We start from the raw sequence: 20,823 nt of genomic DNA, 5'->3' as shown, positions 1-20,823 counted from the left end.
CCGGGGAGCCCCGACAGGGTTCCCGGGCGGTAGTGTCATTTCTGCTGACCGGAGAGTGGCGTGGTGCAGACGCTTGACGAGAACGGCGCCGTCGACCCCTGGCGCCGTCGGGCCCGCAGACCCCGCCGGCAGATGCCCCTCTGGCAGGAGTTGCCGCTGCTGCTCGTCGTGGCCTTCTGCCTGGCGGTGCTGATCCGCACCTTCCTGCTCCAGGCGTTCTTCATCCCCTCCGGCTCGATGGAGGACACCCTCCTCGTCGGCGACCGGGTCCTGGTCAACAAGGTCGTCTACGACGTACGCGACCCCCTGCGGGGCGAGGTCGTCGTCTTCCGGGGCACCGAGCGCTGGGCCCCGCAGGTCGACCAGGAGCCGGAGCCCGGGTTCGCGGGCAAGCTCACCCGGACCGTCGGCGACCTGGTCGGCGTGAGCCGCCCCGGCGAGAAGGACTTCATCAAGCGGGTCATCGGCCTGCCGGGCGACCGGGTGAAGTGCTGCGACGCCGAGGGGCGGGTGCTGGTCAACGGCACGCCGCTCGACGAGTCCTCGTACGTCCTGCGGGACTCGCCGCTCGACATCCCGCCCAACCCCCGCGAGTGCCGTTCCCGGCGCTTCGACGAGGTCGTGGTCCCGCCCGGGCAGATCTTCGTGATGGGCGACCACCGCATGGTCTCCCAGGACGCCCGCTGCCAGGGGCCGGTGCCGATCGAGAACGTGGTGGGCCGGGCGTTCACGGTGGTCTGGCCGTCGTCGCGGTGGAGCACCCTGTCGGTGCCCGCCACCTTCGACGACGTCGCCGATCCGCCGGCCGCCTCCACGGGCGCCCCGCCCCCGGTCCGCCCCTCGCCGACCGGCGGGGTGGCGCTGTTCGGTCCCGTCGTCGCCGTGCTCGCCGTTCTCGCGGGTTCCGGACGGTGGCGTCCGGCCCGGCAACGTAGGCTCGTGCCGTGATTGACGAGCAGACCGACAAGCCGCGCAGTTCCTTCTGGAAGGAGCTGCCGATCCTCCTGGGTGTGGCGATCCTGGTCGCGGTGCTGGTGCGCGCCTTCGTGCTGCAGACCTTCTTCATTCCCTCCCCGTCGATGGAGAACACCCTCCAGATCGACGATCGGGTGCTGGTCAACAAGCTGGTCTACGACTTCCGCTCCCCGCACCGCGGCGAGGTGATCGTCTTCAAGGCCCCCGTGGAGTGGAGCGCCAACCCCGACGGCGAGGACTTCATCAAGCGCGTCATCGGCGTCGGCGGCGACCACGTGGTCTGCTGCGACGCGCAGGACCGGCTGGTGATCAACGGCAAGTCGCTCGACGAGCCCTACATCTTCCCCGGCGACAAGACCGCCGAGGAGTTCGACATCACCGTCCCGAAGGGCCGGCTCTGGGTCATGGGCGACCACCGCGAGGCGTCCGGCGACTCGCTGGAGCACTGGCAGCAGTCCGGTCAGGACATCACCATCGCCACGATCCCCGAGGGCGACGTCGTGGGGCGGGCCTTCACCGTCTTCTGGCCGTTCAGCCGGGCCACCTGGCTGAGCGTCCCCAAGCAGTACGAGGCCATCCCCGAACCGTAGGGGTCGCCGGGCGTGGGCGATGTCGGCGGCGTCTGGCAGGCTGGTGCGGTGACCGTCTACACCCCCCGGCGTGCGGCGCGCGTCCTGCTCGTCGACGCGGCGGGTCGGCTGCTGCTCTTCTGCGGCTCCGACCCGGCCCGCCCCGAGGGCGGCCGCTGGTGGTTCACCCCCGGCGGCGGCCTGGACGCGGGGGAGACCTACCCCGAGTGCGCGGCGCGGGAGCTGGCCGAGGAGACCGGCCTGCGGCTGCCGGCCACGGCGTTCGCCGCGCCCGTGCACCGAGACGTGACGGAGTTCCCCTTCGACGGGGTGTGGTACCGGCAGGAGCAGGAGTTCTTCCTGGTGCGGGTGGCGGGTCACGAGGTCGACACCGCGGGCTTCAGCGAGATCGAGCGGGCCACCGTCGCCGCGCACCGGTGGTGGGCGCCGGACGAACTGGTCGCCAGCGGCGAGCGCTACTACCCGCCGGAACTGCCGACGGTGCTGGCCCGGGCGCTGGCCGCCACGGCGCCGCCGACGGTGGAGGCGGGCGGGCGCCAGGAAGGCGTCGACGGTCACGAGGAGGCGCCGTGCTGACGCCGCCGCGCACCGTGGTGCGCCGCGAGGGCGGGCTCTACGCGCTGGAGCGCGCGTTGCAGCGGCGCGGCTTCCGGCACGTCGCCGGGGCCGACGAGGCGGGTCGCGGGGCGTGTGCCGGGCCCCTGGTGGCCGCCGCCGCGATCCTGCCCGAGGGGCGACGCGGCGAGATCGACGGGCTGGCCGACTCCAAGCTGCTCACCCCCGCCAGCCGGGAACGCATCCACGACGAGGTCGTGGCCCGCGCGCTGGCGTACGCCGTGGTGGTCGTTCCGGCCGAGGAGGTCGACGAGCGGGGCCTGCACGTGTGCAACCTGGCGGCGATGCGCCGGGCGCTGGCGTCGCTGACGACCCGCCCCGACTACGTGCTGACCGACGGCTTCGGGGTGGACGGTCTCGACGTGCCGGGGCTGGCGGTGTGGAAGGGCGACCGGGTGGCCGCCTGCGTCGCGGCGGCGAGCGTCCTCGCCAAGGTCACCCGGGACCGGATCATGGTCGAGCTGGACGGGACGTTCCCGGGCTACGGGTTCGCCGAGCACAAGGGTTACATCACCGCGGAACACACCGCGGCGCTGCGGGATCGGGGGCCGTGCCGGGAGCACCGGTTCTCCTACGTCAACGTGGCGGCGGTGTCCGGTCGTGACGGCGCCCCGCCCCGGGCGCGTCGCCCGGCCGACGCGAGGCGGGACGAGCCGATGGAGCGGTCCTGCCCGCCAGGGGGTACCGTCGGCGTGGCGTTGGGCGAGCAGCCTCGGCCTCCGGCGTCGGTGGGGGAAGATGTGGTCATGGAAGGCGGAGTGCGATGAGCGCGGAAGACCTCGAGAAGTACGAGACCGAGATGGAGCTGCAGCTCTACCGGGAGTACCGCGACATCGTCCGCCAGTTCTCCTACGTGGTGGAGACGGAGCGTCGCTTCTACCTGGCCAACCAGGTCGACCTGCACGTGCGTAACTCCGACGGCGAGGTCTACTTCGAGGTCGAGATGCACGACGCCTGGGTGTGGGACATGTACCGTCCCGCCCGGTTCGTGAAGAACGTCCGGGTGATGACCTTCAAGGACGTCAACGTCGAGGAGTTGGAGAAGCCCGACATCTCGCTGCCGGCCGACTCCGGCTTCGGCGGCTGACCCGCCGCTCCGCCGCCCGTCCGCTGGTCCCACCACACCGGGCGTACGGCCCGTCGGCGCCCCCCACCGCCGCGAGGCCACCGCCCGGCTCCTCTCCGACAGCCGTAGCCCGGTCTGTCGTCCACAGTGGTGATCGAGCCCTCCCCGAAGGCCGTTGCCGACGTCGGTGCCGCACCGGCCACCGTCAGTCGACGAAGGCGAACATCGTCACGCCGGACGGCAGGGGGCGGGGCGGCGTACCCAGGAAGCGGTGTGCCCCCACGCCCACACCGTCCGCCGGGCTGCTGACCGTCCCCGCCGCGAAACCCTCCTCCACGAACCAGCCACGGATGGTCGGTACGAGGTCGGGTTCGCGCCGGTGCCGGGTCCAGAGCACGGTGCCGCCGGTCGCGCAGAGCGCCGCGCAGTACCGCACAGTGGCGCGTACGTCCGCCTCGCTGACGTTGCCGAACACCCCACAGACCAGCACCAGGTCGGCCGGGGCCAGGTCGGCGTACGCGTCGGTGCGCGCCGCGTCGCCGGTCACCACCTCCACGGCGGACAGGCCCGCCGCGCGGGCCGCCGACCGGGCCACGTCCGCGTTTCGCGGGTCCAGCTCCACCAGCCGGGCCGTCACGTCCTCGCGGCGGGGGTGGGCAGCGAGTTCGGGAATCAGGTCACGCCCCTGGCCGGCGCAGAGGCTGAGCGCCCGCAACGGACCGGGCGGGGCCGCGTCGAGTGCCTCCCGCACCCGCAGCCGCACCTCCGCGAGCCGGCGGGACAGCGCCGAACCCGCCTCGTCGTAGTCCCCGTGCCAGGCGTGCCAGTCCCGCGTCACGCATCGCAGCGTAGACGTCACCGGAGCCGCCCGGCCGTCCCCCGTGGACGCCTAGCAGATCACCCGGCCCTGTGGGGGTTGTCCACAGGACGAGCGTCGTCCACAGCCGAGGGGGTCGCGGGTGGCAGGGGCAGGTGAGCGCCGGGCAGGCTGCGCCCATGCGACCTGCCGCCCGTACCGCCGTCGCGCTCTGCGCCGTCCTGCTGTCCCCCGGGCCCGTCGCCCGACCGGTCTCGGCGACGCCACGGCCGCCCGTCGCGGCGGCCGCCGCCGTGTCACCCGAGCCGGTCGTGGCCGCGCGGTTCCGGTGGCCGCTCGACGGGACCCCCCGCCCGGTGCGCCGGTTCGATCCGCCGCCCCGGCCGTGGCTGCCCGGGCACCGGGGCGTCGACCTGGCCGCCGCGCCGGGCGCGACCGTGCGGGCCGCCAGCGCCGGCACGGTGCTCTTCGCCGGCCTGGTCGCCGGGCGTCCCGTCGTCACCGTCGGGCACGCCGACGGGCTGCGGACCACCCACGAGCCGGTGTCGCCGGCGGTCCGCCCCGGCGAGACACTGACCGCCGGCGCACCGCTGGGCACCCTCCTCGCCGGCCACCCCGGCTGCCCCGCCCCCGCCTGCCTGCACTGGGGGCTGCGGCGCGGCGCCGACTACCTGGACCCGCTGGCCCTGCTCGGCCTGGGACCCGTGCGGCTGCTCCCGCTCGACGGCGCGGCCGGCGGCTGACCGCGTCCCAGCTCGTCGGCAGGCCGGACCGGAGCCGTCCTCAGCGCTGGGCGAGCAGCGCGGGAAGCCGCGCCGCGAGCCGCTCGTACTCGTCGGCGGTGTTGTAGACCTGGGCGCAGAGCCGCAACCAGCCCCGACCGTTCCAGACCATGACGGCGACCTCCGTGGCGAGCCGCTCGGCGATCCGTTCGCGCAGCGACCGCGCCGCCTCGAACGTGCTGCCCAGGCCCGCCGGCAGCGGCACGATCCGCATGGCGACCTCCGGTCCGCCGGGGTCCGGCAGGTCGGCGGGCGCCACCTTGAGCGCGTCCCCCAGCACCCGCTGGCCGTACGCCGCCAGCGCGGCGTTGTGCCCGCGTACCCGGTCGAGGCCGAGGCTACGCAGCGTGAACAGGCCCACCGGCGCGGCGAGCCAGCCCGTGTAGTCCTGCGTCGCCGCCCACTCGACCCGGCGGGGGAACCCCGACTCCTGCTCCCACGAGACGACCAGCGGCTCGATGCGTTCCCGCCACGACGGGGCGACCACCAGCACGGCGGTGCCGCGCGGCGCGTACGCCCACTTGTGCAGATTGCCCACCCAGAAGTCGGCGCCGATGTCGCCCACCGGTGTCGGAAGCATGCCGGGGGCGTGCGCGGCGTCGACGAGGACCGGTATCCCGTGCTCCCGGGCCACGCCCACGATCGCGGCGACGGGGAAGAGCCGGGCGGTGGCAGAGGTGAGCTGGTCCACGACGAGCAGCCGGGTCCGGCCGGGGCGCAGCCCCGAGCGGAAGATCTGGACGATCTCCTCGTCCGAGGCGGTCAACGGGACGGGCAGTGCCCGGGCGACGGCCCCCGTACGCCGGCACTCCCGGGCGACGGAGAGGCCGACCGCGCCGTAGCCGTGGTCGGTGGTGAGCACCTCGTCGCCGGTGCCCAGGCCGAGCGACTGGAGCACCACCGCCACGCCGGTGGTGGCGTTCGGGACCAGGGCGGTGCCGTCCGGGTCGGCGCCCAGGAAGCCGGCCAGGTGCCGGCGGGTGTGCATGATCCGGTCGACCAGGCCCTGCGTGAAGAAGCGCTGCGGGTTGGCCTCCATCTCGTCACGCAACCGCTGCTGGGCCCGCTGCACGGCGATCGGCGCCGTGCCGAACGAACCGTGGTTCAGGTGGCTGACCGCCGGGTCGAGTGAGAAGAGCAGGCGGGCTGCCGCGATCGGCTCGGGCGGCTGCGGGAAGCTCACCCGATGATCGTATCCGGGTGCCTAGGCGCGGGGGTGGGCCTGACGGTAGGCGGCGCGGAGCCGTTCCACGGACACGTGGGTGTAGATCTGGGTGCTCGCCAGGGACGAGTGCCCCAGCAGTTCCTGCACCGCCCGCAGGTCCGCACCGCCCTCGAGCAGGTGGGTGGCCGCCGAGTGCCGTAGCCCGTGCGGGCTGACCGGAGGCAGGCCGGCGGCCTGTGCGTACCCGCTGACGACACGTCGCGCCGTCGTCGGGTTGAGCCGTCCGCCGCGTGCGCCGAGCAGCAGCGCGTCACGGGAGTGCGGTGCGGCCAGTGCCGGCCGGCCGTGGCGCAGCCACTCGTCGAGCGCTCGCTGCGCCGGCACCCCGTACGGGACCGCACGTTCCCGGCCGCCCTTGCCCAGCACCCGTACGACCCGTCGCGCGTGGTCCACGTCGGCGACGTCGAGCCCACACGCCTCGCTGATGCGCACCCCCGTGCCGTAGAGCAACTCCAGCAGCGCCCGGTCCCGCAACAGCACCGCCTCGGCCACCCCGTCGGCCGCTGCGTCGGTCGTCCCGTCGGTCACTCCGTCGGCCGCTGCGTCGGTCGTCCCGTCGGCCGCTGCGTCGGTCGTCCCGGAAGGATCCGGCGACCCCGGCGATCCCGGCCCCGCGGCGGGCGGTGCCGCTCGGGAGTCGCCCCCGGCGGGCGTCTTCGGTGGGGAGTCGTCTCCGGTCGGCGGCGCCGACGGCACGGGCCGGGCGAGCCGGCCCGGCGCTTCGACCAGGGCCGCCGCCTGGTCGGCGCGCAGCACGGTCGGCAGGTCCCGGTGGGCGCGCGGGCTGGCCAGGGCGCCGGCCACGTCGGCGGGGAGCAGGCCGCAGCGGTGCGCCCAGGTGCTGAACGTCCGCGCCGACGCCGCCCGCCGGGCGAGCGACGTCCGCGCCGCCCCCATCGTCCGTTGCTTCGCCAGCCAGCTGCGCAGCACGGCGAGGTCCAGTTGCGACAGTTCGGCGCAGCCCATCCGCTGGGCGTGGTCCAACAGCGACACGACGTCACCGACGTACGCCCGGACGGTGTGGGCGGACCGGTTGCGCACCCCGGCCAGGTGCGCGGCGAAGTCGTCCACCGCCTCGCGCATCGGCGGGGGAAGAGCCTCGTGGGTCGCCCGGGTGCCGTTCGCCTCCCGGCTCACCGCGAGCCCCTCGCGGCCGCCCGTCGGGCGGTCGGTGTGCCTCGCGCCGGCGCTCCTGCCACGAGACTGCGGGCGGGCGCGGCGGTGTGGGTCGATGCCGTGCTGGCGGTGGGCGCGGCGGTGCGGGGCGAGGCCGTGCGGGCGGCGGGTGGCGGATCCTCGGGCGGCACGCGACCAGCCTACGGTCGCCCGGCGGCACCGGCAGGGCAGCGCGCTCTGGTGCCCGGGTGGCGGCCGTCCGAGCCGGCTCGTGGGGCACTCCCGTCGGTGTGGCGGGGCCGGGATGGTGGATTGCGCCGGCCGGTGCGCGCAGACTGGTCGTACCAGCGGATGTGAGGCCCTGGTCGTGGTCGCCGCGCGGCGGGGTCAGGCACGACGAAGGGGGACCGGACATGGGGGTGGACGTCGTCCTCTACCGGACGGTCGTGGTGGGCTCCGGCCGCCGCCGTGTCGTGCCGGCCGAGGTGCTGCCCGATCCCGACGACGTGCTGCTGAATCTCGTCCGGCGGGTGCGTGGCGGCGGGCGTACCCCCCTGCTCGACCAGGTGGACCCGGTCGGTGAGCTGGTGGTCCCCGCCGGCCAGGCGCCGCAACTCCTCGCCGAGGTGCGCTGCCTCGCCGAGGTGGCCCGGTCGACGCCGGAGATGACACACGTGCGCCGGATGGACCGGTTGGCCCGGCGCTGCCGGGAGGACCGCGCGATGGAGATCCGCTTCGAGGGTGACTGACGGCCGTCACGACGCGTCCCGCGCCGCTGGCTGCGGCGCGGCTGCCGCGCTCCTGGGCGGCTGCGGCGCGAGGGCGAACCCGTCGGCGCGACGGAGCACCAGGGCCAGTTCCTCGAGCATCGACAGCTTGCGCAGCGCGGTACGGACGGGCACCCCGGCCCGCGCGGCGAGGATGTCGACGCCCACCGTGCCCCGGCGGGGCAACGCCTCGACGACGGCCCGCGCGTCGTCGTCGAGGAGGTCGACCGGGTGCTGCGCGCCGCGCGGTACGGGGGCCAGCTCCCCGATCCGCCCGACCTCCTCCAGCACCTGCGCGACGCCGGTCACCAGCCGGGACTTCGGGTACTCCCGCAGCGTCTCGTGGGCGCCGACGGACATCGCGGACGTGACCGGGCCGGGCACCACCATGCTCGGCTTGCCCAGGGCGAGCGCCCGATGGGTGGTCTGCGTGGCGCCGCTGCGGGCAGCTGCCTCCACCAGCACCGTGCCGAGGGTGCCCGCGGCGATGACCCGGTTGCGGATGAGGAACCGGGGCCGGAGCGGGTCGGCTCCCGGCATCCATTCGCTGACCAGCAGCCCGGTGTCGGCGATCCGGTCGAACAGCGCCGCGTTGCCCATCGGGTACGGGCGGTCCACGCCGCAGGCGAGCACCGCCACGGTCAGGCCACCGGCGTTGAGCGCGCCCCGGTGGGCGGCGGCGTCGATGCCGAAGGCGCCGCCGGAGACGACGGTCCAGTCCCGCTCGGCCAGCCCGTAGCCGAGTTCCGTGGCGATGTGGGCGCCGTACCCGGTGGCGGCGCGGGCGCCGACGACCGCGACGGAACGGTCGAACGCCTCACCGAGCGGCCACGAGCCGCGTACCCAGAAGCAGAGCGGGGGCGCGGTCTCGACGTCCACCCGCCGGTAGGCGCCGGGCAGCCGGAGCCGGCGCAGCTCGTCGACCCGGCCGGGCCACTCGTCGTCGCCGGGTACGACGATCCGGGCGCCGAGCCGGTCCGTACGGGCCAGCGCCTCGACCGCGACGGCCCTGGCGTCGCCGGCCGCGCAGCGGGCCGCCACGGTGTTGCGTAGCGTCTCCTCCGGCGCGCCCCCGTCGAGCAGCAGGTCGAGCGTCGCCACCGGGCCGAGCCGGTCGACCAGCCGGTGCACCGACCAGGTGCCCGGCTCCGCGAGCCAGGTGAGCGCGATCCGGGCCAGCGTCTCCTCGTCGGTGCTCATGTCGCTTCCCCCGTCCTGAGTTGGATGGCTTCCCGGACGTCCTCCCGGTCGGGGCGGTCCCGACCGTCCAGGTCCGCGATCGTCCAGGCCAGCCGGATGATCCGGTCGAAGCCCCGGGCCGACAGCGACCCGGAGTCCAGCCGCGCCCGCAGCTCGGCGGTGTCCGGCCCCGGCAACCGCCAGGGCGGGCGGCGCAGGTACGGGCCGGGTATCTCGGCGTTGAGCCGGTGCCCGAGCACCGCCCAGCGCCCGGCCGCCGCCCGCCGGGCCACCGCGACCCGCGCGGCGACGGTGGCGGAGGACTCGCTGTCCACGGTGGCCTGCATCAGCTCGGCCGCGCGGACCGGCGGCAGCTTCACCTGCACGTCGATCCGGTCCAGCAACGGCCCGGACAGCCGACTGAGGTAGCGCCGCCGGGCCTGCGGCGGGCACTCGCAGTACGCGTCCCCCGCCGGCTTGGCGCACGGACACGGGTTGGCCGCCAGCACCAGCTGCGTACGGGCCGGGTACTCGGCGCCGCCCCGGCTGCGGGCCAGCCGGACCCGGCCGTTCTCCAGCGGCTGGCGCAGCGCCTCCAGCGCGCCCCGACTGAACTCGGGTGCCTCGTCGAGGAAGAGCACGCCCCGGTGGGCGAGCGAGACCGCGCCGGGGCGGGCCAGCCCGGAACCGCCGCCGACCAGCGACGGCACGGTCGCCGTGTGGTGCGGGGCCTGGAACGGCGGGCGGCGCAGCAACCGGCCGCCGGGCGGTAGCAGCCCGGCGATCGAGTGCAGGGCGGTGACCTCCAGCGCGGCCTCGTCGTCCAGCTCGGGCAGGATCGACGGGAGGCGCTCGGCGAGCATGGTCTTGCCCGCTCCCGGCGGCCCGACCAGCGCCAGGTGGTGCCCGCCCGCCGCGGCCACCTCCAGCGCCCTGCGGCCCAACCCCTGCCCGGCCACCTCGGCCAGGTCGGGCCCACCAGCGGCCGGCGGTGGGCTCTCCGCCTCCGGTTCGATCAGGGGCGAGCCGTCACGGATGAAGCTGACGAGCCGGTGCAGCGTGTCGACCGCCCGGACCCGGACCCCCGGGACGACCGCCGCCTCGGCGGCGTTGCCGGCCGGGACGATCACCTTCCGGACGCCGGCGCGGGCCGCCGAGGCGACCATCGGCAGCACCCCGCGTACCGGGCGGACCGTGCCGTCGAGGCCCAGCTCGCCCAGGACCACCACGTGTTCCAGCGGCAGCAGCGGCAGTTCGCCCGAGCCGCCCAGCAGAGCCGCCGCGATCGCCAGGTCGAACGCGGAGCCGAACTTCGGCAGGTCGGCCGGGAGCAGGTTGAGGGTGATCCGCCGGTTGGGCCACCGCTGGCCGGAGTTGACCACGGCGGCGCGAACCCGGTCCCGGGCCTCGTGCAGGGCGGTGTCCGGCAGTCCCGAGATGACCACCGCCGGCAGGCCGGCCGCCAGGTCGGCCTCGACCTCCACCAGATGCCCGGTGACGCCCACCAGACCCACGCAGAGCACCTTCGCGTAGCTCACGACGCCACCCGCGCGCAGGGCGAGCCGACCCTGACCCGCCGAGCCCCGGCGCTGGAGCTGATCCGGTCGCGCCCGCCCATCAGAACGCCCCCTTGAGGTGTTCGACCCGGGCGGCGCCGGCGCCGGTGAGGCGTACCGAGACGACGTCGAAGCGCACCTCGTCGGCGGCGGTGCCGGTGTCGGCGAGCCACCGGGCGGCGAGCCCGCGCAGCCGCCGGGCCTTGGCCGGTACGACGGCCTCCGCCGGTGAGCCGTACTCGTCGCTGCGGCGGGTCTTCACCTCGCAGAAGGCGAGCACGGGCCCGTCCCAGGCGATGATGTCGATCTCCCCGGCGGCGCATCGCCAGTTCCGGGCCACCGGGCGCAGCCCCGCCCCGATCAGGTGCCGGACGGCGCACCGCTCCCCGTACGCGCCGACCGCCTGGTTCCGCTTCGTCATGTCCGGCACGGTGCCCCGGCGGGTGGGGAGCCGCCGCCCCGAAGCGCGGAACCTGTGGACGACGGACGAGCTGTGGACGAACGGACGATCATGCCCTCGTCGTGCTATGCGGCTCATCGCGACCGGCCGCCGCATCCACCCCAACCGGCTACAGCCGCCATCCGCAGCCTTCTCCAGCCGCCGTGCTCACCCGCAGCCGGCCTCCGCCGCCCTGCTCACCCGTAGCCGGCCCGGCCGCACTGCTCGCCCGCCGCTCGTTCCCGACTGTCGCCGCGCGGTAACCAAGTGCGTGGAAAACGCCGATGCCCAGGGGGGCGGATGGCGTCCGTGGAGCGGGTCGCATACGGTGCCGGACGTGGACGGACGACGAAACTTTGTCGAGGATCAGGAGTCGCGCTGGTATCCGGCCGACCGTGACCGTGACCGCGAGAGCGGCTACGGGGAGGCGGACTGGCGCGGGCCGGCGGAGTCCCGGTACCGGGACGACGACCTGAGCGCCCCCGAGCCGCGTCGGGCCGGGGAGGACGCCCGCTACGGGGAGGCCGGGGGGACCAGGCGCGGCGAGACAGGACGCTTCGGCGCGTCGACAGAGCCCGATTCGGGGCGCTTCGGGGCCGTCGAGCCCGACTCCGGGCGCTTCGGCGCCGTCGACGCCGACCGGAGCCGCTTCGGCGGACCGGAGGACTCGGGCCGGTTCGCGGTCACCGGACCGGAGGACTCGGGCCGGTTCGCGGTCACGGGTCCCGAGGACTCCGGTCGGTTCGCCGCCACGGGATCGGAGGTCGGGAGGTTCGGCGAGGGCGATTCGGGGCGATTCGGGGCGGTGCCGCCGCTCGGGGACGCCCGGTCGGAAACCGAGGGATACCGGACGAGCCGCTCGCGCCGGGCCGAGGCGGAGCCGGACGTCTCCGGGGAACTGCCCGCCGACCGCCCGGGCCGGCGCGCCGCCCGGGAGTCGCGGGAGGCCCGCGACGTGCTGTCGACGTCGGGCGTCGACGCCCTGGCCGGGGCGGGACCGGTCGAGCGTGCCGTGGACCCGACCCGGCCGGCTCCGCTGGGCGGCTACCCGATCGTCGCGCCCGGGCGGGCGGCCGAGGCCGCGAACCCGGTCGAGACGGCGGTCGACGAGCCCGCCCGGCCGGTCGAGCCGCCGCACCCGTTGGAGATGCCGACCGGGCCGATGACGCCGATCGCGCCCCGCGCCGACCTGGCGCCGGGGGAGATGCCGGTGTACCCACCGGTGGTCGCCCCCCACCCGGGGACGCCGGCGGGCGACGGGGTCTACCGGACCCGACGGCCGGCGCTGGCCGCGCTCTTCACCCTGCTGGTCCTGGTGTTCGAGGTCCCCGCGGTCCGGGTGCTGCTCGGCGGCGTGACCGGCGACCCGGCCTCGACCGCCGACGTCGTGGTGGGGACCTTCCTGGTCTGCGGCCTGCCGATCTTCGCGATCGGCCTGTACGGGCTGCGCACCGGCGGGCTGTCGTTGGCGGAGGGGAGCCGGGGCTGGCTGCGCCCGCCGACGGCGTACCTGACCGTCGGCCTGGTGCTCTTCGTCGCCGCCGCCCTCGCGGTCCGCTGACCCCCCGACCGTCGGGGCCACTGCGCCTGACGGTGCGCCCGGGCCAGGCCAAGTGGCGCGCCGGGTGCCGGAAATGACGTGGTTCGACCCCTTCCCCGCACCCGAGGCATCGGGTGCGGGGAAGGGGCGTACACTGGTCGACTGGCGACCGCCTCGCGCGGTCGACCTCGCGCGCCCTCTCCACGAGCCGTCGTGGGGCGACGGCCTCCCTGGTCCCGATCTTGGTCGGGCCCGCCATGGCCGCCGACCGGGCGCCAGGACGCCCGGCCGCCTGGCCGGGCGGGACAACCAGGGACCACGAGGAGTACCCCACCATGGCCGTCGTGACCATGCGTCAGCTGCTGGAGAGCGGTGTCCACTTCGGGCACCAGACCCGGCGCTGGAACCCGAAGATGAAGCGCTTCATCTTCACCGAGCGCAACGGTATCTACATCATCGACCTGCGCCAGACCCTCGACTACATCGAGAAGGCCTACGAGTTCGTGCGCGGGACCGTCGCCGAGGGTGGCAGCATCCTCTTCGTCGGCACCAAGAAGCAGGCCCAGGAGGCCATCGCCGAGCAGGCGACCCGGGTCGGTCAGCCGTACGTCAACCACCGCTGGCTCGGTGGCATGCTGACCAACTTCCAGACGGTCTACAAGCGGCTCCAGCGGATGAAGGAGCTGGAGGCCCTGGGTGACCTGAGCGGCACCGCCGCCGGGTACACCAAGAAGGAGACCCTGCAGCTCTCGCGCGAGAAGATCAAGCTGACCCGCACTCTCGGTGGTCTGCGGGACATGCAGAAGCTCCCGGCCGCGATCTGGGTGGTCGACACCAAGAAGGAGCACATCGCCGTCGACGAGGCCCGCAAGCTGGGCATCCCGGTCATCGCGGTGCTCGACACCAACTGCGACCCGGACGAGGTCGACTTCCCGATCCCCGGCAACGACGACGCGATCCGCTCGGCCGAGCTGCTGACCAGGGTCGTGGCCGCCGCCGTCGCCGACGGCCTGATCGCCCGTTCCGGCCGCCGTCGCGGTAGCGACGAGAAGCCGGAGCCGGGCGTCGCCTCCGACGAGCCCCTGGCCGAGTGGGAGCGCGAGCTGCTCGAGGAGCCGAAGAAGGCCGACGAGCAGGTCGAGGCGGCCCCGCAGGCCCAGCCGGCCGAGCAGCCGGCGACCGCCGCCGCGGAGTGACCGCACCGCCGCTTTCCCGCCGCCCGTTCGCCGGGCGGCGGGAAAGCGGCAGGTACGCCGGGCACGTCGCGCCCGGATCCGGGTAACCGGCACCGGGACCAACCCACCCGCAGTCTCAACACCGAAGAGAGAGCCATGTCCAACTTCACCGCCGCGGACGTCAAGAAGCTCCGCGACCTCACCGGCGCCGGCATGATGGACTGCAAGAAGGCGCTGACCGAGGCCGAGGGCGACTTCGACAAGGCCGTCGAGATCCTGCGCGTCAAGGGCGCCAAGGACGTCGGCAAGCGGGCCGGTCGTACGGCCGCCAACGGCCTGATCGCCCACTCCGGCAAGGCGCTGCTCGAGCTCAACTGCGAGACCGACTTCGTGGCCAAGACCGACGCCTTCATCGAGCTGGCCCAGCAGCTCGTCGAGCACGGCGAGCGCAGCGGCGTCAGCACCGCCGAGGAGCTGCTCGCCACCGAGCTGGACGGCAAGACCGTGGCCGACCTGGTGCAGGAGCAGTCCGCCAAGATCGGCGAGAAGCTCGTCCTCAACCGGTTCGCCAAGGTCGACGGCACCACCGCCGTCTACCTGCACCGCAAGAGCCAGGACCTGCCCCCGGCGGTCGGCGTGCTGGTGGAGTACACCGGCAAGACCGACGAGGCGGCCGACTCGGACGCCCGGGCCGTCGCGATGCAGATCGCCGCCATGCGGCCGAAGTTCCTCACCCGGGACGAGGTGCCGGCCGAGGTCGTCGACTCCGAGCGGCGCATCGCCGAGCAGACCGCCCGTGAGGAGAACAAGCCCGAGGCGGCCCTGCCGAAGATCGTCGAGGGCCGGGTGAACGCGTTCTTCAAGGACTACGTCCTGATCGAGCAGTCCTCGGTCGCCGACAACAAGAAGACGGTGAAGCAGGTGCTGGCCGATGCCGGCATCGAGGTCACCCGCTTCGTCCGGTTCGAGGTCGGCCAGGCCTGAGCCGCCCCGGGCGCTGCGCGCCCGCGGGCAGGGAAACGTCGACGAGGAGGCCGCCGGTGTACGTGACAGGCACCGCGGCCTCCTCGTCGCATAGGGTCGGCTACGGCAGTTTCGCGGTACGCGGCGTACGGGACGTGCGCATGGGGAAGGGCGGGGCGGATGACGCAGGTTGCGAGTGACCGGAGTCTGGCGGCGGACGATCCGACGGCGCCACCCCCCGGCCGGGCGCGCCGGGTGGTGCTGAAGCTCTCCGGTGAGGTGTTCGGCGGGGGCGCGATCGGGGTGGACCCGGACGTCGTGCAGGCCATCGCCCGGCAGATCGCCGCCGTGGTCCGTCGCGGCGTGCAGGTCTCGGTGGTGGTCGGCGGCGGCAACTTCTTCCGTGGCGCCGAGCTGCAGAAGCGCGGCATGGACCGGGCCCGGGCCGACTACATGGGCATGCTCGGCACCGTGATGAACTGCCTCGCGTTGCAGGACTTCCTGGAGAAGGAGGGCATCGAGACGCGCGTGCAGACCGCGATCACGATGGCCCAGGTCGCCGAGCCGTACATCCCGCTGCGCGCCATCCGGCACTTGGAGAAGGGCCGTGTGGTGATCTTCGGCGCGGGCGCCGGCATGCCGTACTTCTCCACCGACACCGTGGCCGCCCAGCGGGCCCTGGAGATCCGCGCCGACGTGGTGCTGATGAGCAAGAACGGCGTGGACGGCGTCTACAGCGCCGACCCGCGGGTCGATCCGACCGCCAGCAAGTTCGACTCGATCACCTTCTCCGAGGTGCTGCGGCGTAACCTGCGGGTGGCCGACGCCGCCGCGTTCAGCCTGTGCATGGAGAACGGCCTGCCGATGCTGGTCTTCGGCGCGCAGGGCGACGACACCATCATCCGGGCCGTGGGTGGCGACAAGATCGGCACCCTGATCACCGCCTGAGTGGTCGCCAGACCCCGAGCTCAGCGGTTCCTCCGACACGACAAGCCCACGACGAGCACAGAAGGAGGCGAGGAGACCGGTGATCGACGACACCCTCCTCGAGGCCGAGGAGAAGATGGAGCGTGCCATCGAGCACGCCAAGGAGGAGTTCGGCGCGATCCGCACCGGTCGCGCCAACGCCGCCATGTTCTCCAAGATCATCATCGACTACTACGGCAGCCCCACGCCACTGCCCCAGATGGCGTCCATCGGGGTGCCCGAGCCGCGCATGGTGATCATCAAGCCGTACGACAACTCGCAGATCAACGCCATGGAGAAGGCGATCCGCGACTCCGACCTCGGCGCCAACCCGAACAACGAGGGCAACCAGCTCCGCATCCTGCTCCCGCAGATGACCGAGGAGCGCCGCCGCGACATGATCAAGGTCGCCCGGCACAAGGGTGAGGAGGCCAAGGTGGCCATCCGCAACATCCGGCGCAAGGGCAAGGAGGAGCTGGACCGGCTCGTCAAGGACGGCGAGGTCGGCGAGGACGACGGCCGCCGCGCCGAGAAGGAACTCGACGACCTGACCCAGCGCTTCGTTGCCGCCGTCGACGACCTCATCAAGCACAAGGAGAACGAACTCCTCGAGGTGTGAGCCCGTACGCCGGCCTCCGCCGGCGACGACGGCATCGTGGCACCGGCGCTGCACCGTCCCGGCCCGGGGCGGTGGGGCCCGGTGCCACCGCCGTCCGAGGGGTCCGCACGGGCCCGGTCCGACGTGAGACATCGGTGGGTGCAGTAGGCTCGGCACGATTCCCGGCACCCTGCGGTGAACGGTGGGGATCGGCCGGCCGTCGGGCGGGTCAACCGGACGGAACAGTCGCGCGGGTAGGGGAATGGTTGTGGTTGTGCGTCAGCTGGTGGATCTCGTAGCGCTCCCGCTCGGTGCGTGATGGCCCACCTCGACCCCCACGGCAGCGCCGAGCCCCGCGGCTGGGACCGCCCCGACGCCCCCGCCCCGGCACCCGGCCTGCCCTGGCCGGAGCCCGAGATCGACCCGGGCCAGTGGCACCGGCGCCCCGCTGTCCTCTCCGACGCGTACGCCGAGGCACCGGCCCGCACCCGTCCGCACGCCGACGTGCCGGCGGGCGGCGACCCGGCCGCGGTCAACGGCCACCGCGACGGTCCCGACGACTCCGACTACCCGACCGCGCAGCTCGAACCGGTCCGGGACGTCGAGCCGGAGCCGGAGCCCGCGCGGCCCTCGGGTCGCCGGCAGCGCGGCCGGCGCCGGGCGAGCCTCGACCGGCCCCCGACCCAGCAGCCCGCCCCGAGCCGGGCCGGGCGCAACCTGCCGGCGGCCATCGCCGTCGGCCTGGCCCTCGCCGCCCTGGTCGTGGTGCCGCTCTTCTTCTACCGGCCCGTCTTCGTGGCGGTGGTGGCCGTGGCGGTCGCTGTCGGCATCTGGGAGATGGCCAGGGCGGTACGCCGCAGCGGCGCGCACCCGCCGCTGGTGCCGCTGATCGCCGGCGGGGTGCTCACCATCGGGCTGGCCTGGTTCTCCGGCCCCGACGCCCTGAGTCTCGGCCTGTTGGTGACCGTGCTGGGCACCATGGTCTGGCGGCTCGGCGACGGGCCGCGCGGCTTCCAGCGGGACCTGACCGCCGCCGCCCTCATCGCCGTCTACGTGCCGTTCCTCGGCGGGTTCGCCGCGCTGCTGGCGGCACCCGACGACGGGCAGTGGCGGGTGCTGGTGACGCTGGTCGCGGTGGTCCTCTCCGACACCGGCGGGTACGCGGCCGGCGCCAACTTCGGCAAGCACCCGATGGCCCCCTCGGTGAGCCCCAAGAAGTCCTGGGAGGGCTTCGCCGGCTCGGTCGGCGCCGCGGCGCTGGGCAGCGCCCTGCTGCTCTGGCTGCTCCTCGACGTGGCCCCGTGGTGGGGCGCGCTCTTCGGGCTGGCGGTCTCGGGCGCCGCCGTCCTCGGCGACCTCGCCGAATCCATGATCAAGCGGGATCTCGGCGTCAAGGACATGAGCAACCTGCTTCCGGGCCACGGCGGCCTGATGGACCGGCTGGACTCGATCCTCTTCGCGCTGCCGACCGCGTACCTGCTCCTGGCGGTCTTCGTCCCGGTGCTGGAGTGAGGCGTGAATCACCCGTCGTCAGCGGTCCCGCCCGGGCGGCGGGAGGCGATTCGCCGCCTCCGGACAGGTGTGTCGACAGTCCGGCGTGACAGACTGGACGGGCCATGACGAGCCTGCCCCTGATTCCCGCAGACCCCGACGCCCCCGGGCGTCGGCCCGCGATGCCGCCCCGTCACCTCGCCGATCTCGACCTCGCCGGCCGCCGGGCCCTGGTCGCCGAGCTGGGGGAGCCGGCGTTCCGCGCCAAGCAGGTCTCCACCCACTACTTCGGTCGCCTGGTGCGCGACCCGGCGCAGATGACCGACCTGCCGGCCGCCACCCGGGAGAAGCTCGCCGACCGGCTCCTGCCCCGGCTGCTCACCCCGGTCCGCGAGCTGGCCTGCGACGACGGCGCGACCCGCAAGGCACTCTGGCGGCTGCACGACGGCTCGCTGGTGGAGAGCGTGCTGATGGGCTACCCGGACCGCGTCACCGTCTGCATCTCCAGCCAGGCCGGCTGCGGCATGGCCTGCCCGTTCTGCGCCACCGGCCAGGCGGGGCTGACCCGCAACCTCTCCACCGCCGAGATCGTCGACCAGGCGGTCTACCTGGCCGGGGTGGCCGCCTCCGGAGCGGTGGCGGGCTCGCCGCCGCGCCTGTCGCACGTGGTCTTCATGGGCATGGGCGAGCCGCTGGCCAACTACTCCCGGGTGGTCGCGGCGATCCGTCGGCTGGTCTCCCCGGCGCCCGAGGGGCTCGGGCTGTCGCAGCGCCACATCACGGTCTCCACGGTGGGCCTGGTCCCGGCCATCCGCCGACTGGCCAGCGAAGACCTCTCGGTGACCCTTGCGTTGTCGCTGCACGCCCCCGATGATGAGCTGCGCGACGAACTCGTGCCGGTCAACCAGCGCTGGAAGGTGTCCGAGGTGCTGGACGCGGCGTGGGACTACGCGGCCCGCACGGGACGTCGTGTGTCGATCGAGTACGCGATGATCAGAGACGTGAACGACCAGCCGTGGCGAGCCGATCTGCTCGGGCGGCTGCTGGCTGGGAAGCTGACCCACGTGAACCTCATTCCCCTCAACCCGACTCCGGGCAGCCGCTGGGACGCCAGCCCGAAGCCGGTGGAGCGGGAGTTCGTCCGGCGGTTGCGCGAGGCCGGGGTGTCGACGACGGTCCGGGACACCCGAGGCCGCGAGATCGACGGAGCGTGTGGGCAGCTCGCCGCCGCCGAGGACATGGACACCGACCGGGCAGGGGAGAAGGCGTGACCGGGCGTAGCGAACGAGACCAGGAGACATAGTGGCGAGTCAGGGTCAGCGTTTCCGGCGTAAGGCGCTCCGCCGGGGATACAAGGTCGACGAGGTCGACGCCTTCCTGGACCGGGTCGAGGCGACGCTCGACGGCCGGCCCGTGGGTGCGCCCGTCGCCTCCCAGGAGGTCCACGACGTCGTCTTCCGGGTCCGTTTCAACGGCTACGACGAGTGGCAGGTGGACCTGCACCTCGACCGGGTGGAGCGCCAGCTGGCCGAGCTGGAGGAGCGCGGTGGCGCCGGTGGCCGCGGTGGCGACCCGCGGGACGCCGACCGGATGGGCCCGCCCGACCGCCTCGGCCCGCCGGACCGGATGGGTCCCCAGGACCGGATGGGTCCGCCGGTGCGCGACGACCGCATGCCGCCGATGCCGCCCCGGGCGCTGCCCGCGCAGGCCGGGCCGCCCGCCGACCGCTACGGCCGCTACGACGAGCCCACCGGCGCCTTCGCCGGTGGATACGACGCCCCTCGGGGCGGCTACGAGCCGCCGCGCGGCCCGGGCGGTCCCGGCCCGATGGGCCCGGGCGGCCACGGCGGCCCGCCGCCCCGTGGCCTGCCTGCCGGCCCCGGCGGCTACGGCGACGGTCCCGGCGGTGGTTACGGCGACGGCCCGGGCAACTTCGGCGACGGTCCCGGTGGTGGTTACGGTGACCGTCCGGGCAACTTCGGCGACGGTCCCGGTGGTGGTTACGGCGATCGCCCGGGCAACTCCGGCGGCGCTCCCGGCGGTGGCTACGGTGACCGCCCCGGTGGTTACGGCGACCGCCCCGGCGGCTACGGCGAGGGTCCCGGTGGCTACGGCGACGGCCCTGGTGGCTACGGCGACCAGCCGCGCTTCGACGGGTTCGAGGCCGGTCGGCGTGCGCGCGCCGACATGACCGCCGAGATCCGGATGCCGGAACGGGAGTTGCGTGACATGCGGGGCCGGGGCCCGGCCGGGCCGCCCCCGCAGCAGGGCTTCGGCGGCCCCCCGGTCGCCGGCCCGCCCGCGGGTGGCCCGCCGGCGGGTGGCCCGCCGCCGATGGCCGGCCCGCCGGGCAGCGACCTCTACCGCGTCGACCAGATCCGTCGCAGCTTCCAGGTACGCCGGTTCGGCAGCGGGTACGACCCGGACCAGGTCGACCGGTTCTTCGACACGCTGCTGGGCGGCATGCAGGGGCGAAACCCGATGCCGGTGAACCCGAAGGACCTGGACACGCTGCGTTTCGGGCTGGTGCCCGGCGGCTACTTCGAGGCCGAGGTCGACGCCGCGCTCAAGGACGTGCAGGACATCCTGTTCGGCCGCTGATCCGCGTACGGCGAGGGCCCGCTCCCCGGTCGGGGGCGGGCCCTCGTGCGTGTCTCCTCCGGCGCGCGGACCGGTGCGACGTCGGCTGACGCGGGTGCGGTCAGGACCGCAGGCCGTTGCGCCGCAGCACGACGTCACCGATGACGATGGCCAGCAGCAGCACGGCCAGGCCGATCAGCCAGAAGTCCTCGACCCTGCCCTCGTGGTTGCCGCAGAGCATCGCCAGCAGGGCCAGCGCGGAGACCACCGCACCGATCCGCCCGGACTTGCGGTGCCCGGGCTTGTGCTGGTCTGGCGACGTTACCGGCTCGCTTCCTGCCACTGTCGGTCCTTCCCTCGCGATCGGATCTCCGGTTAGTCTG

Annotated in this window: 21 protein-coding genes and 1 pseudogene; 15 read left to right on the top strand and 7 right to left on the bottom strand. The window is 74.3% G+C overall.

Annotated features, from left to right (window positions below; all coding sequences use genetic code 11):
• Window positions 1-60 precede the first annotated feature (60 nt).
• The 5 genes and pseudogenes from lepB (ACGFIR_RS11490) to ACGFIR_RS11470 all read left to right on the top strand — a co-directional run bounded on the left by lepB (ACGFIR_RS11490) (window position 61) and on the right by ACGFIR_RS11470 (window position 3,267).
• Window positions 61-935, top strand: a pseudogene (gene lepB / locus ACGFIR_RS11490) (signal peptidase I).
• A gap of 9 nt (window positions 936-944) precedes the next feature.
• The gene (lepB, locus tag ACGFIR_RS11485; RefSeq protein WP_393004386.1) at window positions 945-1,565 is read left to right on the top strand and encodes a signal peptidase I; all 621 of its coding nucleotides are present in this window, start codon (window positions 945-947) and stop codon (window positions 1,563-1,565) included.
• Window positions 1,566-1,613: 48 nt separating this feature from the next.
• Window positions 1,614-2,141, top strand: coding sequence for an NUDIX hydrolase (locus ACGFIR_RS11480; protein ID WP_393004384.1), 528 nt, complete (start codon window positions 1,614-1,616; stop codon window positions 2,139-2,141).
• The gene (locus ACGFIR_RS11475; RefSeq protein ID WP_393004382.1) at window positions 2,135-2,947 is read left to right on the top strand and encodes a ribonuclease HII; all 813 of its coding nucleotides are present in this window, start codon (window positions 2,135-2,137) and stop codon (window positions 2,945-2,947) included. Before ACGFIR_RS11480 ends, ACGFIR_RS11475 begins: the two co-directional genes overlap by 7 nt.
• Window positions 2,944-3,267 carry a DUF2469 domain-containing protein gene (locus ACGFIR_RS11470; protein ID WP_007075222.1) on the top strand — a complete coding sequence of 108 codons (324 nt, stop codon included), beginning with the start codon at window positions 2,944-2,946 and terminating at the stop codon, window positions 3,265-3,267. Before ACGFIR_RS11475 ends, ACGFIR_RS11470 begins: the two co-directional genes overlap by 4 nt.
• A gap of 184 nt (window positions 3,268-3,451) precedes the next feature.
• On the opposite strand, the gene ACGFIR_RS11465 is transcribed toward ACGFIR_RS11470, so the two are convergent.
• Window positions 3,452-4,084: a methyltransferase domain-containing protein gene (locus ACGFIR_RS11465; RefSeq protein ID WP_393004380.1), complete on the bottom strand. Its 633-nt coding sequence runs from the start codon at window positions 4,082-4,084 to the stop codon at window positions 3,452-3,454.
• A 158-nt stretch (window positions 4,085-4,242) separates the two neighbouring features.
• Here ACGFIR_RS11465 and ACGFIR_RS11460 point away from each other — a divergent pair, with 158 nt between their 5' ends.
• Window positions 4,243-4,806, top strand: coding sequence for a murein hydrolase activator EnvC family protein (locus ACGFIR_RS11460; protein ID WP_393004378.1), 564 nt, complete (start codon window positions 4,243-4,245; stop codon window positions 4,804-4,806).
• 40 nt (window positions 4,807-4,846) lie between these two features.
• Here the strand turns inward: ACGFIR_RS11460 and ACGFIR_RS11455 are convergent, their stop codons facing one another.
• Together ACGFIR_RS11455 and ACGFIR_RS11450 are read right to left on the bottom strand one after the other, a co-directional pair.
• Window positions 4,847-6,028, bottom strand: coding sequence for an aminotransferase class V-fold PLP-dependent enzyme (locus ACGFIR_RS11455; RefSeq protein ID WP_393004376.1), 1,182 nt, complete (start codon window positions 6,026-6,028; stop codon window positions 4,847-4,849).
• 21 nt (window positions 6,029-6,049) lie between these two features.
• Entirely contained in the window at window positions 6,050-7,153 is a 1,104-nt protein-coding gene (locus ACGFIR_RS11450) for a tyrosine recombinase XerC (RefSeq protein WP_393144754.1), read from the bottom strand.
• 446 nt (window positions 7,154-7,599) lie between these two features.
• Between ACGFIR_RS11450 and ACGFIR_RS11445 the strand changes: the two genes are divergently transcribed.
• Window positions 7,600-7,935 carry a hypothetical protein gene (locus tag ACGFIR_RS11445; RefSeq protein WP_393004374.1) on the top strand — a complete coding sequence of 112 codons (336 nt, stop codon included), beginning with the start codon at window positions 7,600-7,602 and terminating at the stop codon, window positions 7,933-7,935.
• Window positions 7,936-7,941: 6 nt separating this feature from the next.
• Here ACGFIR_RS11445 and ACGFIR_RS11440 read toward each other — a convergent pair whose 3' ends face one another.
• From ACGFIR_RS11440 to ACGFIR_RS11430, 3 genes are all read right to left on the bottom strand, one after another.
• A complete protein-coding gene (locus ACGFIR_RS11440; protein ID WP_393144568.1) occupies window positions 7,942-9,153 on the bottom strand; it encodes a DNA-processing protein DprA in 1,212 nt (403 codons plus the stop codon).
• Window positions 9,150-10,670 carry a YifB family Mg chelatase-like AAA ATPase gene (locus ACGFIR_RS11435; protein WP_393144566.1) on the bottom strand — a complete coding sequence of 507 codons (1,521 nt, stop codon included), beginning with the start codon at window positions 10,668-10,670 and terminating at the stop codon, window positions 9,150-9,152. Before ACGFIR_RS11435 ends, ACGFIR_RS11440 begins: the two co-directional genes overlap by 4 nt.
• A 79-nt stretch (window positions 10,671-10,749) precedes the next feature.
• Window positions 10,750-11,109, bottom strand: coding sequence for a YraN family protein (locus ACGFIR_RS11430; RefSeq protein ID WP_393004368.1), 360 nt, complete (start codon window positions 11,107-11,109; stop codon window positions 10,750-10,752).
• Window positions 11,110-11,464: 355 nt separating this feature from the next.
• On the opposite strand from ACGFIR_RS11430, the gene ACGFIR_RS11425 reads away from it, so the two are divergent.
• The 8 genes from ACGFIR_RS11425 (at window position 11,465) to ACGFIR_RS11390 (ending at window position 20,461) form a co-directional block, all read left to right on the top strand.
• Window positions 11,465-12,688 (top strand): hypothetical protein, encoded by a 1,224-nt coding sequence (locus ACGFIR_RS11425; protein ID WP_393144564.1) that lies wholly within the window; start codon window positions 11,465-11,467, stop codon window positions 12,686-12,688.
• Window positions 12,689-13,002: 314 nt separating this feature from the next.
• Window positions 13,003-13,863, top strand: a complete 861-nt coding sequence (gene rpsB / locus ACGFIR_RS11420; RefSeq protein ID WP_393004366.1) for a 30S ribosomal protein S2 — start codon at window positions 13,003-13,005, stop codon at window positions 13,861-13,863.
• Between the two features lie 135 nt (window positions 13,864-13,998).
• Complete coding sequence (gene tsf / locus ACGFIR_RS11415) at window positions 13,999-14,826, top strand: translation elongation factor Ts (protein WP_393144562.1); 828 nt, start codon at window positions 13,999-14,001, stop codon at window positions 14,824-14,826.
• Window positions 14,827-14,985: 159 nt separating this feature from the next.
• Window positions 14,986-15,753 carry a UMP kinase gene (gene pyrH / locus ACGFIR_RS11410; protein ID WP_393004362.1) on the top strand — a complete coding sequence of 256 codons (768 nt, stop codon included), beginning with the start codon at window positions 14,986-14,988 and terminating at the stop codon, window positions 15,751-15,753.
• 79 nt (window positions 15,754-15,832) lie between these two features.
• Entirely contained in the window at window positions 15,833-16,390 is a 558-nt protein-coding gene (frr, locus tag ACGFIR_RS11405) for a ribosome recycling factor (RefSeq protein WP_393004360.1), read from the top strand.
• A 297-nt stretch (window positions 16,391-16,687) separates the two neighbouring features.
• A complete protein-coding gene (locus ACGFIR_RS11400; protein ID WP_393144560.1) occupies window positions 16,688-17,881 on the top strand; it encodes a phosphatidate cytidylyltransferase in 1,194 nt (397 codons plus the stop codon).
• A gap of 104 nt (window positions 17,882-17,985) precedes the next feature.
• Window positions 17,986-19,131, top strand: coding sequence for a 23S rRNA (adenine(2503)-C(2))-methyltransferase RlmN (rlmN, locus tag ACGFIR_RS11395; RefSeq protein ID WP_393004357.1), 1,146 nt, complete (start codon window positions 17,986-17,988; stop codon window positions 19,129-19,131).
• A gap of 31 nt (window positions 19,132-19,162) precedes the next feature.
• Window positions 19,163-20,461, top strand: a complete 1,299-nt coding sequence (locus tag ACGFIR_RS11390) for a DivIVA domain-containing protein (RefSeq protein WP_393144558.1) — start codon at window positions 19,163-19,165, stop codon at window positions 20,459-20,461.
• Window positions 20,462-20,561: 100 nt separating this feature from the next.
• On the opposite strand, the gene ACGFIR_RS11385 is transcribed toward ACGFIR_RS11390, so the two are convergent.
• Window positions 20,562-20,783, bottom strand: a complete 222-nt coding sequence (locus ACGFIR_RS11385) for a DUF2631 domain-containing protein (RefSeq protein ID WP_393004353.1) — start codon at window positions 20,781-20,783, stop codon at window positions 20,562-20,564.
• Window positions 20,784-20,823 lie beyond the last annotated feature (40 nt).

Source organism: Micromonospora sp. NPDC049051 (assembly GCF_043197575.1).
Taxonomy (GTDB): domain Bacteria; phylum Actinomycetota; class Actinomycetes; order Mycobacteriales; family Micromonosporaceae; genus Micromonospora.
The sequence above is the reverse complement of the archived record's forward strand: the minus strand, read 5'-3'. Positions and strand labels throughout refer to the sequence as shown.